The sequence below is a fragment of the Limosilactobacillus reuteri subsp. reuteri genome (assembly GCF_000016825.1).
Taxonomy (GTDB): Bacteria; Bacillota; Bacilli; order Lactobacillales; family Lactobacillaceae; genus Limosilactobacillus; species Limosilactobacillus reuteri.
The window spans coordinates 1,060,041-1,075,000 of sequence record NC_009513.1; the positions used below are offsets into that span (position 1 = coordinate 1,060,041).

Genomic DNA, 14,960 nt, shown 5'->3' on the forward strand with positions numbered 1-14,960 from the left:
AAGTCTTATCATTCAATTGATTTAAGGTAAGCAGTCAATAACAGTACGTCTAGCCCTAGCTACCCCGAATCTCCTATACTGAGACTATCATCAGTAAGGAGATTTTTATGTATGACAGAACAAAATGAAATTATTACCCCGGTTTTCAAAAATAAAGCAAGTGATTTTAAGAAGCATGTTTTTACGGCACGCCCTGCCGTAAAAATCAATGTAAATGAAGTCGAATTAACTATTTTTAAGGGAACTAATTCTATTTTGGCTTCAGATATCGCTAAAGTGGTTATTCGTTATGCTCGTTAATTGGCATGATCCACATCATATCTATTTAGTCTGCGGAAAAACCGACATGCGAAAGGGCATTGATGGGCTCTTAATGGTGATTGCCGAAAACTATGGATTAGAATTATATAGCAATTCGCTTTTCTTATTTTGCGGTGGACGTAATGATCGCTTTAAAGGATTGTTTTGGGATGGTGAGGGCTTTATTATGCTCTATAAACGGTTTGAAAATGGCCGCCTTAGTTGGCCGAGAAACAGTAATGAAGCAAAAAAATTATCCGCTCAACAGCTCGACTGGTTATTGCAAGGACTGAATCCATTCCCAATTCGTAAAATTCAAGCTGCTCGGCCGGGAAGCTTTTATTGAGTTACCTCTATTTAAAAGAAAAATTCTTTGATATAATTACCAAAGAATAATTCAAAGGAGGTGACGTACCTTGAAACAAACAGCAGAAGAACAAATTAAAGAACTTAAACAGCAATTAGCTGATGCCAATGAAAAAATTGCTCAATTAATGGCAATCATTAAACTTCAGCGGAACCAAATCTTTGGGAAAAAAACTGAAATAATGGAGTCCGTAGTGAATGGACAACAATCATTATTTAGTGAGCAAGAAATGGATCAACTTCAAGATCCTGATATTTCAGTCACGAAAGTGACTGAAAAGAAGATAAAGCAAGTGGTGCGTCACCGGAAAGCAAAGCAATCTGGCCAGCGGACCACTTTTTTAGATGGCTTACCACAGGTTAACGAAGTCATCTCATTAAAAGATACTAACTGTCCTCACTGTCATCAATTAATGAAAAGAATAGGTCAACACATTTATAGTCGAGAAGCTCGGTTAAAGCTAGCTGAATTATATTGTGTGAACTTGATTCAAGAAACATATAAGTGTGATGAGTGTATTAATTCTAATGGTAGCGAGGTATTAATTAGTAGCGAGATGCCCCAAAGTCTTTTACCGCATAGTTACTTTTCGAGTACTATTTTAGCAAAAGTAGCAGAATTGAAGTTTAATCTTGCATTACCGTTTCATCGTCAAATTAAGCTTTGGCAAGCCATCGGCTTACAAGTTGATGCCCGACTATTGGCAGCGAACATCATTAAAGTTAGTCAAACTTACCTTGAACCACTGTATGATTATTTACAAGGATTAGTTAAAACAGAACCGGTAATTCATATGGATGAAACACCATTTAAAGTAATTGATGAATCTAATGGAAATGGCTATTTTTGGGTAACGCGATCAACGAAAGAATTCAGTAAACATCAAATTACCATGTTTCATTACTATAATACCCGAGCAGGCAAAACTATTGGACAAATTCTTGGTCAGCAATATAGTGGAGTGATTATGTGTGATGGCTATGGTGGATATAGTGATCGATTATATCCTCAAGCAAAGTTTGGGTCATGTTTAGTTCATATTCGACGTGAATTTTACCGCATTACATGTTTATTGAAAAAGGAGCAATTGAAGAATTCCAAAGCATACCAAGTTTTACAACTAATGCGACCATTTTTTCACGAAGAGAAACAATTAGCATATCACACTCATAAGGAAAAGCTAGTGCAACGTCGGTTGCACGTAAAACCCTTGATGGATAAGCTCTATGCCTATTTAGAAAACATTAACTTTCCTCAAGGACGTTTAAGAGCCGCCATTAACAATGCTTTAAAGTTAAAAACACGAGTGTATCGAATTTTTGAAGATGGCCGAGTACCATTAACAAATAATCCTGTTGAACAAGCGATTCGTCCATCAACTCTTATTCGAAAGAATAGTTTATTTGCGAAAAGTACTGCCGGAGCTCAGGCAAATGCCATTTTCTATACTTTGGTGGCAACTGCAAACCAGAACCATTTAAATATCTACAAATACTTTAAGTATCTTTTTGATCACTTACTAAACCGCAAGGACGAAGGACTTGAGGCTTATTTACCATGGTCAAAAAAAGTCCAAACAGAATGCCATAAATAAAAACGGGGACATGAATTACCACTTTCGGTAGCTCATGCCCCTGATTTTTTCAATTCGTACTGTTATTGACTGCTTACGATTTAAGCTCTTCATAAGCAAAAAGATGGCGACGTTGAGAAAAAGCTTTTCTCGTGTCTCCATCTTTTTTATAATTCTTCGGCTTGTTTATACAGCTTCGAGATTACTTTTGGCGGTAAATTACTATTTTCAAGGAAGTTAAGCAACTCATCACGGTTAATTATTCCTGCTTGAATTCCACTTATAATCTCATTTGACAGTTTAAGATCTTCCAAATTAATTTCCATTTCAGCAACCAATTTAGCAATATCTTTGGTCATTAACAATTCATAATTAGACCATCCCCGGTTCCACGGGCGCCGGATATTTGTCGCAATTAATACTAACAGTTTAATCAATGGTTCATTAGTTTTATCCTGTTTAACACTAAGGCTGTGCTCCTCGTTTAAAAATGCAACAACCTTATTGATAGCCTCATTTACACTTGATAATTCAAGTCCATAAGCGCTCATTTTCAATTGATAAAGGGATAGGAAAGCAGCGCCTTTAACATCGTCCCCAGATAATCCATATTGGTTAGCAAGCAACTCTTCCAAATCTTGTTGATAGTTACTGATATTGGCAAATGGATTAAATTTATTGTCAATTAAGACTTCTTTTTCTGGAATATAGTATGGAAGGCCCTGTTGATGTTTATAAAACGAAGGAAGTCTATCTCCATCTTTAATAAGAAGTGGACTAAAGATAAAAATTTCAGGAGCAATATCAACATCCCTAAATTCTTCTCTAAAGTCAATAATAAAGTATTCCATCGTCATTTCATTGAATTTATTTTGGATGTATTGATCGAATCGTTCTTTATCAATTGATGGATTTTGGCCATGAATAATTTGGTAAGCCTGTTGTGCAGAAATAAGGCCATACAAAGCAACAAATGATTTGAGATATTCGTCAATCATTTTATCAGTTTGTGGATCGAATACTACTGGAAGTTTATCTGATTCACTAAATAATGAAGCAAGAAAATCTTCTATTGTTTGATCTTCCTCCTCATCTTCGTCAAAGTCGACCGGATCTTTTTGCGTGTATACGAGAATGTCATCGTATTCATTATCACTAATAATGTCTTTATCTTTTAAGTACTTTGCTAGTTTTTTCAACGAGGCCTTAATATTCGTTCGTTCTGTTTTGCCTACTCCGTGAAATTCCAGTTCATCAACACTAGTTTGAATATCAAGATTAAAAATAGTGCTCAAACGATAGGCGACCCATTCATTAAGATAAAATTGCAAGTTATCTCGATAGCGGCGAATAGTTTTAGTACTATAATTATGTTTAGCATCAGCAAGAAAGAGGTCTAAGAGTTGATTATTTGCGTCTTGGATTTGTTGGATTGCATTATCAACTCCATCGGCAGTAAGTTTTTCTCCATCTACCTGACTTAATTTCTTTAACTTATTAGTAATTTCTTTTAAGTACAGTTCTTCCAAATTTACGTGTTTAATGCTAAACGGTTGAGCCATTTCGATTACCTTAACCGTCTCGCCTTTACCAACATAAATTCTACCTTTTTGCTGTACCTTTTTAAGCAATGCTTTTGCTAAGTCTATTTCATTAGTGCTAGTTTTTTGTGGCTTTATGACATTCTGATAAAAATCGGTTATAGTTTTTACTTGTAGAGGGTGAATCGTTTTATTGATTTGCCAATCCCCACCGGTTGCTAAGTAATCTGTCAATGACTCAGCAGACAGTCCTAGCTCTTGCCAAATTATTGCTAGTTGCTTCTCAAACCGCTCTTTAATCGTCTGTTTATTTTTAGCATTTACATCAAATAAGACAATTGCCATGGTAGTAGCATCATTTAAGAAAATCATGTTCTTTTTGCGTTTAGCGGTATAGTAAGTAGCATGCCATGAAAAAAGCGGATTAGCTAATGCTCCTGCCACAGTCTCTTCACTCATTGCTTGTTGATAAGTATTAAATAGTTTCTGTGCTTTCTTTTCGACGTTAATAAACACTTAGTTTCCCCCATCTCTTTTCGTAATCATTACATTTCCATCTTTTGGATTTCCATAGACTTCATAAGCACCATTGAGCTTAATTTCCCGATAGTCTTGACCTGCATAGTTTCCTTTAATCGTATACTTTCCATCTGGTAAGGTGCCAACAGGTTGGAAGAGCTCTGGTACCGGCTTTTTATCTGTGACGATAATTTCAAATTCGCCGTCTACTCCCCCATCGCTAAATGTCAACTTTTGACTAGTGTCATCATTAATAATGACAACTTCAGCTTTATCAGTAGTCTGACGTATTTCTTCTTCCATTTCTAAATTCTCCTACCTTTTTATTTATTACATTTTACAATTATCATTCCCATTTTGCCAATTATCTTTATTGATATTCATAAAGAATAATTTGCGGTATACTATTAATAGACAATTTATTGCATTAGGGGTGCCCATAGTGCTGGGCTGAGATGTGCAGAGACGCATGGACTCTAGAACCTGTAAGTTAACGCTTGCGTAGGAAAATGCACCGAACTTTAATACTCAAAGTAGGTGTATTTCCTACCTTGAGTATTTTTTATTTAAGGAGCTAATTTTATGGTACAACGTCAAATTAACTGGTCACTAATCGATCGGGTTCGTGCTAAAAATCCGATTGTCCTTAACCTGGCCAATTTAGTAACAATTGATAAAGTTGCCGATGCCGTTAGTGCTGTCGGAGCGTCGCCAATCATGTCTGTTGAACCTGCTGAAGCGGATGAAATGGTGATGCTAGCAAATGCCCTTTCTATCAATCTCGGAACGATTAATGAACATCAGGCAACACAAATTAGAACGGTTCTGCGAGCTGCCACGCCACTAAAGCCCCTCGTTTTAGATCCAGTAGCGGTAAGTGCGGTTCCATCCCGCTTAAAGTTTGCCCACTCATTGCTAAATGATTTTCATTTTGATGTTATTCGTGGTAACGCCAGTGAAATTGCTGCTTTAGTAGAAGCTGACAATACTAGTCATGGAATCGACGCTGGTAAAGTTCCTAATCAGGTTCAAATTGCCGAAACGTGTGCTCGACGTTACCATTCAATTGTAGTCTTGACTGGTGAAACTGACATAATAACTGATGGGCAAGTTGTCTATGAAAATCCCTTTTCTGCCGAGATGTTAACGATGAATGTGGGTAGTGGCGACATGCTTTCTAGTATCATCGCTGCATTTTTAGGGATTACTACTAATACTTGGGATGCATGTATTGTTGCAACGGTTTTGGTATCTGCTGCTGGAGTATTAGCTAACCGTTATTCAGTCGGACTCGGTTCGTGGCAAGTACAATTTTTTGACCAGCTTTCGATTATGGATACGAAAGCATTACTAGAATTCTTTGATGAAAGTGAGGAAGATTACCTTGATTAATGATTATCCCCAGGCTCTAACAATTGCTGGAACTGATAGTGGCGGTGGTGCTGGTATTCCAGCAGATGTAAAGACGATGCAAATGCGCGGCGTATACTCAGCAATGGTAGTCGTAGCAGTCACTGCGCAAAATACATTAGGAGTGCAAGATGCCCTGCCAATGCCTGAAAAATTAATTGATGAGCAATTTGCTTCAATTGCTGATGATTTGAAAATCAGGGCTTGTAAAACGGGGATGCTGGCTGACCCTATCCGCGTAAGAGCAGTTGTCCGAAATTTAAAGAAATATGATTTAGGACCGCTTATTGTCGATCCGGTCATGGTAGCAAAAGGGGGCACAAAGTTACTTAGTGATGATGCAATTTCAATTGTAAGGGATGAACTTATCCCCCTCGCCTCTCTGGTTACGCCAAACATTCCAGAAGCTTGTGAGTTGACGGGAATTGCAATAAGGGATAAAAATGATATTAAAAAGGCTGCCCGCGAATTACAAGAGCGCGGAGCAAAAAATATTCTCATAAAAGGTGGCCATGCAGAATCTTCAGACAAGGCTGATGATTATATTTTATTTGAAGATGGTAATGATATGTGGTTAACTGCGCCTCGTGTTAATACTAAAAATACTCATGGGACTGGTGATACAATTTCTGCATGTATTACTGCGGAAATTGCTAAGGGTCACTCCATGGAACAGGCAATTATGATTGGGAAGACATATGTCGAAAAGACGATTAGTAAGGGTATTAATGTTGGTCATGGGCATGGGCCACTTAATCACTGGGTTAAAATTGAAGGAGACGATCTAAAATGATATTTGATCCAAAAATGTTACAAGTATACTTAGTTGGTGGAACACAAGATGTTCATAATGACGTTGTTAAATTTCTCGAAAAAGTGGAGCTAGCAATGAAGAGTGGTATCACCGCCTTCCAATATCGAGAAAAAGGAAACTCGAAGTTACGGCCTAATGAACGAGTAGACTTAGGACTAGAATTACGGACCTTATGTACGCACTATGGAATTCCATTGATTGTTGATGACGACTATGAATTGGCCCAGCAAATTAACGCTGATGGGGTTCACGTTGGGCAAAATGATACTAAGATTGAACAGGTATCTGTCGCCGTAGGTCATCAGATGTTCATTGGCTACTCCTGTAATACACCAGAACAAGTTGAACGTGCTAATACAATGGACTTTATTGATTATATCGGTTGTGGTCCTGTTTTCCCTACAAAATCAAAGTCTGACGCCGATACTGCTATTGGGATCAATCGTCTTGAACGTTTAAACATGATCAGTGAGCGTCCTGTAGTTGCAATTGGGGGTATCGATGAAGAAAATATGAAAGTTGTTCACGACACTGGAGTTGCAGGTCTAGCTGTTATTTCCTTAGTCTTTGATAGCAAGGATCTTGTAGCAACTGTAAAGAAAATGAAGAATTTGTATAAATAAAATAGCAAGGTTGAAAGTTGAAGGGATTTCTCTTTCAGCCTTGCCATTTTATTAGGTAATATTTTTTACTAAAGATTATTTTGTCCTTGCTTTTGCTTCCTGCATCCATTTTGAAATTCCAATTGAAATTGCGACTCCAATCCCCAGGGGAAGAAAAGCTGTAAAGTTAAGGTGACAAACTTCAAATAACATAAATAATGCCATTAACGGTGCTTGTTGTGATGCTGCTAAAAATAATGAGGCCCCGATAACTGCACACTGCGTTAAAGTCACAATCGGGAAAAAGTGCATATAAGGAATACCGAGAAATACTCCAATAACTGCTCCAGCGGCAATCGATGGCGTCAGTGTTCCTCCATAGCCCCCACATTTGATTGTAAATAGGGTAACCACTACTTTAGCAACGAGGCCAAACAAGAGCGCTCCTAGGACCTGGGAATTGACAGTGGTCGTATTCATAGCTAATTGAGCAAGTCCCCGCCCGTTCCCCATAATCTGCGGATAAAAGGCTGCAATTGCTCCTGCTGAGAATGATAAAAGTGGTAATTGCCAGAAAATATTTTTACCCGTTGCCCGTTTACTAGAAGCTGCTTTAACTCCTTGTTTAAACCAGGTTCCGGTTACTCCAAGGATTAAGCCTAATACAATTGCTAATGGAACGGATAGCAAAGAGAAATCACGGCTTCCGACAATATAATATGGTTCGAATCCTTTTAAAATTGAACCAATCATCGTTGCAATTACTGACATGATTAAGCTAACGGAAACTGAACGAGTATTAATGCGCCGGTATAAAATTTCTAAACAGAAAACAGTTCCTGTAATAGGTGCAATATAGACCCCCGCGAAGCCAGCTCCAGCAGCAGCGGCGATTAATAAACGTTTATCTTCATCATTGATGTGCAACCATCGATAAGAATCAAGCACTCGGGACCATTTCTGAGCGATAGCCGCCCCTGCTTCTCGTGGGGCTAATTCACGACCGATCGAGTTCCCAGTCCCTACAAAAAAGATCTGGGTAACTACGTGAATAAATGTTTTTCTTAACGGCATCTCTTTACCATTTAGGGCATTTTTAATGCTAACTGGATGATAATGGCGCTGAAGAAAGTACCAAATAATGGTAGCGATTATCCCCCCTATTAGCACCGAGACAAATCGATGAATAGGAAAAATATTAATATTAACCGGAATCTTATTTGTCTCGTTAAAATTTAAAAAATAATGCTCTGTTAAATCTAGAATAGCGCTAAGGATCAATGAGCTAAACCCAACGACTATTCCAAGAACAACCGTTGCAATAGCTAATGAAATGTTCTCTTGCGTTTCTTTCATCTTTTCGTCTCCTATAAAAATAAATCACCTTCCAGTTTATCACGGATCAATGTAAAAAGATAACAGCAATCTTTTAATATGTTGGATATTATGTAAACTAAAATACGACCGAAGAATAAGCGCTAAACTTCTTTCTCGGTCGTATTTCTATCTCAGACTATTGTTGGACATACGTCTGTGTTTGTGGATCAAATTCAAATGTCAATTTTTGATCATTTAATTCTACAAAGATCTTTCGATAATTTTTATCATAACCATTATGAAGCATATCTATTGTTGCTCCGTTTTGAGAAGCCTTGATTTGATAAAGGTTGTATTCACCGCCTTGGTAAGCAAAGTCAAGGCCATTATCTTGGTAATGAATATATGAGGCATGTTGTCCATATAAGCGGAAGGTCATTGTTTCATTAGGTTCATCACTAATATGACTTACTTCAGGGCCCCATGGAATAATCGTATTCTTTTTAACGAATAATGGTAACTTATCAATTGGCGTTTCGACTAAAATTGACCGCTTACCTGCATATTCAACACCGTTCCAAAAGTCAATCCACTCCCCTGCTGGCAAGTAGACTGCTCGCGTATTTTGGCCTTCTTGGACTACTGGAGCAACTAGTAATTCATCGCCAACCATATATTCATCGTTCATTGTCCGAACAGCAGGGTCTTGATCGTAGTTTAATACTAACGGACGCATTATTCCGAGCCCATTCTTTGTTTCCTTGTAACAAAGATCGTATAAGAATGGAATAAAACGATACCTTAACTTTAAGTACTTCCGGTAGATTGAAAGCGTTGGTTCACCGAATACCCAAGGTTCTTGTGCACGGGTTCCCATTGAAGCATGATTACGATAGAGAGGACTAAATAAGGCTGCCTCAATCCACCGTGTCAGCATTTCTGCCGTCGCATCTGCACCAAATCCACCAATATCAGTTCCAGCAAAGGTGAAGCCGCTCATTCCTAAATTACATAATTGAGGAATCATCATTTGTAAATGAGGCCACAAACTTTGATTATCCCCTGTCCAGACGGTTGAATACTTTTGCGTTCCCGCATAAGCCGCCCGGGTAATGACATAAGGTCGTTTATGGCTGTATTTCTTTAATCCATTGTAAGTAGCCTTTGCCATATTGTGTCCGTAAACATTATGCAATTTCTTATGGGTAGAAAGGTATTTTCCATCACTAAAGACAATGTTGTCAGGAATTTCACCTTCAAATGATGCTGGTTCATTCATATCGTCCCAAATTCCAGCCGTTCCGGTATCAACAAGGTATTTACAATTATCAGCCCACCATTGTTGTACCTCTTCTCGGCCAAAGTCAGGGAAAACAGCATCACCAGGCCAAACCTTATTAACATAAACAGTTCCATCAGGATTCTTAACAAAGTATCCTTTCTTAATTCCTTCTTTATAAATTTTATACTTTTTATCTTGCTTAACACCGGGGTCAATAATCGGCATTACTCTAAATCCTTGGTCTCTCAACTTTGAAACAAATGCTTGAGGATCAGTAAACTTTTCTTTGTTCCAAGTAAATACTCGGTAACCATCCATATAGTCAATGTCAAAGTGGATCACGTCACAGGGAAGATCATTTTCTCGCAATTTAGTCGCAATCTCTTGAACTTTTTCAGGACTTACACTATACCCCCAACGTGATTGCTGATAACCTAGTACCCATTTTTGTGGCAATGGAACGCGCCCAGTAAGGTAAGTATAATTTGTAACAATATCCCTCAAGTGCGGGCCCCCGATAATGTAATAATCAAGATTACCGGCAACTGCAGAATAAAAGTAGTAATTGACATTTTCTTTTCCTAAATCAAGATGACTACGATAAGGATTATCAAAGAAGAGACCGTATGGATGACCATTCTTTAAACCTAACATAAAAGGAATAGACTTATAAAGCCGGGTAAAACTTTCTACTTGGGGTGCTGGATTATCAGTGTTCCAGTTATCGTATTCGTAGCCTCGTTTATTCAAGTACCCGGTTTTATCGCCAAGACCATATATCTGTTCATCAGTAGCTAAAGATTTAATTACCTCAAAATATGTCTTATCCTGGTCACTTCCACCAGCAATATCGTGACCTTCTGCAGCAACTAATTTTGCATGAGCCTCATCTAATCCACGGTCAATTGGTGTTCGTTTGCCCTGATAATCAATAATTAATGGATGACCATCTTTGTCATAAACATCTATTTTCTCATCGTCGTATATTTTTACAATTAACGCCGCCGTAGTTAATTCAAGATGGTCACCATGATCTAAGACAGTAAAGTTAGTTTTAATTGTTTTGTTGCCTTCAATAGCATATGATGCTCCTTTTTCACCGTGATCTTGAAATACCCGAATAATTTCAGGCGTAATAACTGATAAAACAATTGAACTGTTTTGATAATTAATCGTAATCCTTTGATCAACAGTTGCGTATCCACGTAATTGGTTATTCATTAATGTCGCCCTTCCTCTTTTTTACTTTTATTGTATCGCATTTATTTTAAATGTAAACGTTTTCGTGAAGGGGGAAATAACTTTTTAAGAATAAATAGGATATAATTAAATGTGATAACGAAAATGAATGAGGCTTATAAAATAATGCATAAAAAAGCACAAATTGGATTCGGATTCTTTTGTTGGATTTTATTCGGAATATTACTCTTCAATGTTTTAACTAAATCTCTATTTATTCGTTCAATCGATACAAGTGGTTTTGCGCTGACTGCTCCAGTATCTAAAGTCAAAACCACTATCTTAACTGAATTGACTTTTATGGGTGACCCAGTTACAGTTGGAATTATAACAATCGGCTTAATGCTTCTATTATGGCGGCGCGGAAGGGCAACCGATAGCGTCTGGTATGGCATGTTACAATTTATTGGTTACTGTTTAGTTATCTTCATCAAGTATAGCGTTACTCGTCTTCGTCCCTCCTTTCGGTTAATTGATGTTAGTGGATATAGTTTCCCAAGTGGACATACCTTTTCAACTGCTATTTTCACTTTTACGATCCTAGCTCTCCTTTTACCCTATTGTAAAGTTAAGTGGCAGAAAGTAATCTTAGCAATCGTCGGCGCTCTATGGATCATTATTATTATGTATTCGCGAGTTTATTTACGAGCTCATTTTACTTCCGATGTGATCGGGGCCTTTTTATTAGCTAGTGGATGGTGGTCATTAGCTAATAGTCAGCGCGCTATTTTCTTTCATTGGCTACAAAAGCCAGTTAATAAAGTCTAATTATCAAAACACCAAACTATAATCGATATAAAAGTTATAGTTTGGTGTTTTACTTTAATTGAAATAAATTTTAATTTTCAAATATTCGTAAGCAGTCCATATTGACACGTCTAGCCATCAAAAACTTAGTCTTCTATACTAAAAGCAATCTTAGTACAGGAGGCTTTTTCTTATGGAAGGAAAACACGATATTGTATCACCAATTTTTAAGCCCAAGAATTCAGTTGTTAATAAGGATGAATTTATTCCTCGGCCAGCCGCAAAACTACAAGTTGATAACATTGAATTAACGATCTTTAAGGGAGCTAATCTCAGTCTTGCGACTGATATAGCTAAAGTGGTTATTCGTTATGCTCATTAATTGGCAGACACCGGAGCATGTTTACCTTGTTTGCGGTAAAACAGACCTCCGTAAAGGAATTGACGGTTTAGCGATGGTAGTTGCGGAGAACTTTGGACTGGAGTTATATAATAATTCGCTTTTTTTATTTTGTGGTAGTCGCAACGATCGGTTCAAAGCCCTTTATTGGGATGACGAAGGCTTCATTCTGCTATATAAAAGATATGAGAATGGGAGTTTAAGATGGCCTAAGAACAAAAGTGAAGTTAAAGAACTAAAGCCAGCGCAACTAAATGCCTTATTTACAGGTCTATCCCCATTCCCCGAGCGAAGCATTCATAAAATTAAACCAGGAAGTTTATATTAAGCTCTTTTTAAACTGTTTTGGCTCTGATATAATAACAAAAGTTTATTAGATCGGAGGTGACGTACAATGACTGAATCATTAAAGAAACAAAACGAAGCACTACGTGCGCAGTTGAAGAAAGCGCAAGAACAACTTGAACGACAAGCAGCTACGATTAAGCAACTGCAGGAAATAATTTTTGGAAAAAAAACTGAAGTTTTAGAGCAGGTAGCTGATGGACAACTATCACTATTTGATCCAGTTGATGATCTGAACTTGGATCAAGAGATTACTGAAGTAGTTAAAACAACTACGACTAAGGTCGTACGTCATCGACCAGCAAAGAAGCAACTAACTCGTCAAGAGTTTTTAGACCAACTTCCTCAAGTCGAGGAAGTTGTTTCTTTAAAAACGACTGCCTGTCCAGATTGTCAGCACAAAATGGCTCATATTGGAAAACGATTGGCACGACGGGAAGCTAGACTAAAAGAGCCCGAATTGTATTGTGCCAACTTATATGAGGAAAGCTATAAGTGTAAACACTGTAGTCAAGATGAAAATGATAAATTGGTAACTAGTAAGGCGCCCATGGCTTTATTACCACATAGTTACTTTTCAAGCAGTACTATGGCATTCATCGCCTATTTAAAATTTAATCTGGCGTTGCCTTTCCATCGGCAAGAAGGTTTTGTACAAGGGCTGGGATTACCTGTTAGTGCCAAGCAAATGGCCTCGAATATTATTAAAGTTAGTCAAACGTACTTAGAGCCGTTGTATCAGTATTTAAGCAATATAATTAGACAAGAACCAGTCATTCATATGGATGAAACACCTTTTAAAGTCGTTGATAGTCCTAAATCCCAAGACTATTTCTGGGTAACGCGGACAACGAAAGAGTTTGCCCAACATCCGGTTGTAGTCTTTCATCATGCCAATACGCGTTCTGGTAGAATCATTGGACAAATAGTCGGTAATAATTATCCGGGTATTATCATGTGCGATGGGTATAAAGGGTATAGTAATCAACTCTATCCGCAAGCAAAATTTGGTTCGTGCTTAGTGCATATTCGGCGAGAGTTTGTCAAACTGGTTAAGGCACTTCCCAAAACAATGAAGGCGTCCAAAGCGCAACAAGCAATAACTCTTCTTAGTCAGGTTTTCCATTCGGAAAACCAGTTGAGTTATCAAACGGCTAATGAGAAGTTAGTGCAACGGCAAATCCATGTCAAACCGCTAATGGATAAATTTTACAATTACATTAGCCAGATTAGCCAGCCGATTGGACAGTTGCGTAAGGCAATTCAGAACGCCATCCAGTTAAAATCACGAGTGTATCGTGTATTTGAAAATGGACAATTACCGTTAAGCAACAATTCAGTTGAGCAAAGTATTCGGCCATCAACACTAATTCGAAAGAATTGTCTATTCGCAAAAACCGAAGAAGGTGCCAAGGCGAACGCCGTCTACTATAGCTTAGTAGAAACAGCTAAACTAAACCAGCTTAACGTCCAGCGGTACTTAAAATACTTGTTTGATCACCTACCAGAGAGCAATTGTCAAGATCTGGCAGCTTTTTTGCCGTGGTCAAAAAGCGTACAAGAAGAATGTCACGAATAGAAAATCCCCGTGAAGCCATCAAGGACGATTCTACGGGGATTTTTTGTCTGTCAATAATGTGTCAATATGGACTGCTTACAAATATTCGATAAAAATAGTTAATTCGACTTCATTTACATTGATTTTTACGGCACGGCTCTGCCGTAAAAGCATGCTTCTTAAAATCACTTGCTTTATTTTTGAAAACCAGAATAATAATTTCATTTTGTTCTGTCATACATAAAAATCTCTTTACTGATGATAATCTCAGTATAGGAGATCAGGAGGAGCTAGGGCTAGACGTACTGTTATTGACTGCTTACTGATAAGCTTACTAAAAAAAGATATACACTGTATTAAACAATGCATACCCTTTTTTATATTGCGCGGCAACGTCCTATCCTCGCAGGGAGCGATCCCCCAACTACTTTCGGCGTGTTGAAGCTTAACTTCTGTGTTCGGCATGGGAACAGGTGTATCCTTCAAGCCATCATCACCACACTCTTTGTCCCTTCGGACGAGAGCTTGTGCTCTCAAAACTAAATCCTATCTATTCTCTTCCAATAAACCTTACCGCTCCTTGGTTAAGTCCTCGACCGATTAGTAATGGTCCGCTCATGCCTCACGGCACTTCCACTTCCATCCTATCTACCTCATCATCTCTGAGGGGTCTTACTTTCCCGAAGGAAATGGGAAATCTCATCTCGAGGCGAGTTTCACACTTAGATGCTTTCAGCGTTTATCTCGTCCATACATAGCTACCCAGCGGTGCTCCTGGCGGAACAACTGGTACACCAGCGGTATGTCCATCCCGGTCCTCTCGTACTAAGGACAGGTCCTCTCAAATTTCCTACGCCCGCGACGGATAGGGACCGAACTGTCTCACGACGTTCTGAACCCAGCTCGCGTACCGCTTTAATGGGCGAACAGCCCAACCCTTGGGACC

At 38.3% G+C, this 14,960-nt stretch carries 14 protein-coding genes, 2 rRNA genes and 1 riboswitch (1 of these 17 only partly in view); of the genes, 10 read left to right on the forward strand and 6 right to left on the reverse strand.

What is annotated here, in order from left to right; translation table 11 throughout:
- The first annotated feature begins 111 nt into the window (after positions 1–111).
- From LREU_RS05305 to tnpC (LREU_RS05315), 3 genes are all read left to right on the forward strand, one after another.
- Positions 112–300: a hypothetical protein gene (locus LREU_RS05305; RefSeq protein WP_003667696.1), complete on the forward strand. Its 189-nt coding sequence runs from the start codon at positions 112–114 to the stop codon at positions 298–300.
- Entirely contained in the window at positions 290–646 is a 357-nt protein-coding gene (gene tnpB / locus LREU_RS05310; protein ID WP_003667694.1) for an IS66 family insertion sequence element accessory protein TnpB, read from the forward strand. The genes LREU_RS05305 and tnpB (LREU_RS05310) overlap by 11 nt, the downstream gene beginning before the upstream one ends.
- A gap of 70 nt (positions 647–716) precedes the next feature.
- Entirely contained in the window at positions 717–2,261 is a 1,545-nt protein-coding gene (gene tnpC, locus LREU_RS05315; protein ID WP_003667693.1) for an IS66 family transposase, read from the forward strand.
- A 146-nt stretch (positions 2,262–2,407) separates the two neighbouring features.
- On the opposite strand, the gene LREU_RS05320 is transcribed toward tnpC (LREU_RS05315), so the two are convergent.
- Together LREU_RS05320 and LREU_RS05325 are read right to left on the reverse strand one after the other, a co-directional pair.
- Complete coding sequence (locus LREU_RS05320; protein ID WP_003667691.1) at positions 2,408–4,297, reverse strand: DUF6933 domain-containing protein; 1,890 nt, start codon at positions 4,295–4,297, stop codon at positions 2,408–2,410.
- Positions 4,298–4,603, reverse strand: a complete 306-nt coding sequence (locus tag LREU_RS05325) for a hypothetical protein (protein WP_003667690.1) — start codon at positions 4,601–4,603, stop codon at positions 4,298–4,300.
- A gap of 116 nt (positions 4,604–4,719) precedes the next feature.
- Positions 4,720–4,825, forward strand: a riboswitch (TPP riboswitch).
- A 57-nt stretch (positions 4,826–4,882) separates the two neighbouring features.
- Between LREU_RS05325 and thiM the strand changes: the two genes are divergently transcribed.
- The 3 genes from thiM to thiE are packed head-to-tail and all read left to right on the forward strand — an operon-like array spanning position 4,883 to position 7,147.
- Positions 4,883–5,692, forward strand: coding sequence for a hydroxyethylthiazole kinase (thiM, locus tag LREU_RS05330; RefSeq protein WP_003667689.1), 810 nt, complete (start codon positions 4,883–4,885; stop codon positions 5,690–5,692).
- Entirely contained in the window at positions 5,685–6,503 is an 819-nt protein-coding gene (gene thiD, locus LREU_RS05335; protein WP_012390570.1) for a bifunctional hydroxymethylpyrimidine kinase/phosphomethylpyrimidine kinase, read from the forward strand. The genes thiM and thiD overlap by 8 nt, the downstream gene beginning before the upstream one ends.
- The gene (thiE, locus tag LREU_RS05340) at positions 6,500–7,147 is read left to right on the forward strand and encodes a thiamine phosphate synthase (RefSeq protein WP_003667687.1); all 648 of its coding nucleotides are present in this window, start codon (positions 6,500–6,502) and stop codon (positions 7,145–7,147) included. The genes thiD and thiE overlap by 4 nt, the downstream gene beginning before the upstream one ends.
- 75 nt (positions 7,148–7,222) lie before the next feature.
- Here the strand turns inward: thiE and LREU_RS05345 are convergent, their stop codons facing one another.
- The gene (locus tag LREU_RS05345) at positions 7,223–8,482 is read right to left on the reverse strand and encodes a chloride channel protein (RefSeq protein WP_003667685.1); all 1,260 of its coding nucleotides are present in this window, start codon (positions 8,480–8,482) and stop codon (positions 7,223–7,225) included.
- Between the two features lie 157 nt (positions 8,483–8,639).
- Positions 8,640–10,946 (reverse strand): glycoside hydrolase family 31 protein, encoded by a 2,307-nt coding sequence (locus tag LREU_RS05350; RefSeq protein WP_003667683.1) that lies wholly within the window; start codon positions 10,944–10,946, stop codon positions 8,640–8,642.
- A gap of 144 nt (positions 10,947–11,090) precedes the next feature.
- Here LREU_RS05350 and LREU_RS05355 point away from each other — a divergent pair, with 144 nt between their 5' ends.
- The 4 genes from LREU_RS05355 (at position 11,091) to tnpC (LREU_RS05370) (ending at position 14,035) form a co-directional block, all read left to right on the forward strand.
- Positions 11,091–11,732, forward strand: a complete 642-nt coding sequence (locus tag LREU_RS05355; RefSeq protein WP_035164274.1) for a phosphatase PAP2 family protein — start codon at positions 11,091–11,093, stop codon at positions 11,730–11,732.
- A 172-nt stretch (positions 11,733–11,904) separates the two neighbouring features.
- On the forward strand, positions 11,905–12,093 hold the full coding sequence (locus LREU_RS05360) for a hypothetical protein (RefSeq protein ID WP_003667102.1): 189 nt from the start codon (positions 11,905–11,907) through the stop codon (positions 12,091–12,093).
- Entirely contained in the window at positions 12,083–12,439 is a 357-nt protein-coding gene (gene tnpB / locus LREU_RS05365; protein ID WP_003667088.1) for an IS66 family insertion sequence element accessory protein TnpB, read from the forward strand. The genes LREU_RS05360 and tnpB (LREU_RS05365) overlap by 11 nt, the downstream gene beginning before the upstream one ends.
- A gap of 66 nt (positions 12,440–12,505) precedes the next feature.
- On the forward strand, positions 12,506–14,035 hold the full coding sequence (gene tnpC / locus LREU_RS05370) for an IS66 family transposase (protein ID WP_003667087.1): 1,530 nt from the start codon (positions 12,506–12,508) through the stop codon (positions 14,033–14,035).
- A 363-nt stretch (positions 14,036–14,398) separates the two neighbouring features.
- On the opposite strand, the gene rrf is transcribed toward tnpC (LREU_RS05370), so the two are convergent.
- A 5S ribosomal RNA gene (gene rrf / locus LREU_RS05375) occupies positions 14,399–14,515 on the reverse strand.
- 79 nt (positions 14,516–14,594) lie between these two features.
- Positions 14,595–14,960 (reverse strand): 23S ribosomal RNA (locus LREU_RS05380) (it continues 2,556 nt past the right edge of the window).

Bases quoted from the DNA above. Each gene is read 5' to 3' on its own strand.
- tnpC (WP_003667087.1), top strand. From the start codon at position 12,506: ATGACTGAATCATTAAAGAAACAAAACGAAGCACTACGTGCGCAGTTG.
- LREU_RS05360 (WP_003667102.1), top strand. From the start codon at position 11,905: ATGGAAGGAAAACACGATATTGTATCACCAATTTTTAAGCCCAAGAAT.
- LREU_RS05325 (WP_003667690.1), bottom strand. From the start codon at position 4,603: ATGGAAGAAGAAATACGTCAGACTACTGATAAAGCTGAAGTTGTCATT.
- tnpB (WP_003667088.1), top strand. From the start codon at position 12,083: ATGCTCATTAATTGGCAGACACCGGAGCATGTTTACCTTGTTTGCGGT.
- LREU_RS05350 (WP_003667683.1), bottom strand. From the start codon at position 10,946: ATGAATAACCAATTACGTGGATACGCAACTGTTGATCAAAGGATTACG.
- LREU_RS05355 (WP_035164274.1), top strand. From the start codon at position 11,091: ATGCATAAAAAAGCACAAATTGGATTCGGATTCTTTTGTTGGATTTTA.
- thiM (WP_003667689.1), top strand. From the start codon at position 4,883: ATGGTACAACGTCAAATTAACTGGTCACTAATCGATCGGGTTCGTGCT.
- tnpB (WP_003667694.1), top strand. From the start codon at position 290: ATGCTCGTTAATTGGCATGATCCACATCATATCTATTTAGTCTGCGGA.
- LREU_RS05345 (WP_003667685.1), bottom strand. From the start codon at position 8,482: ATGAAAGAAACGCAAGAGAACATTTCATTAGCTATTGCAACGGTTGTT.
- LREU_RS05305 (WP_003667696.1), top strand. From the start codon at position 112: ATGACAGAACAAAATGAAATTATTACCCCGGTTTTCAAAAATAAAGCA.
- thiE (WP_003667687.1), top strand. From the start codon at position 6,500: ATGATATTTGATCCAAAAATGTTACAAGTATACTTAGTTGGTGGAACA.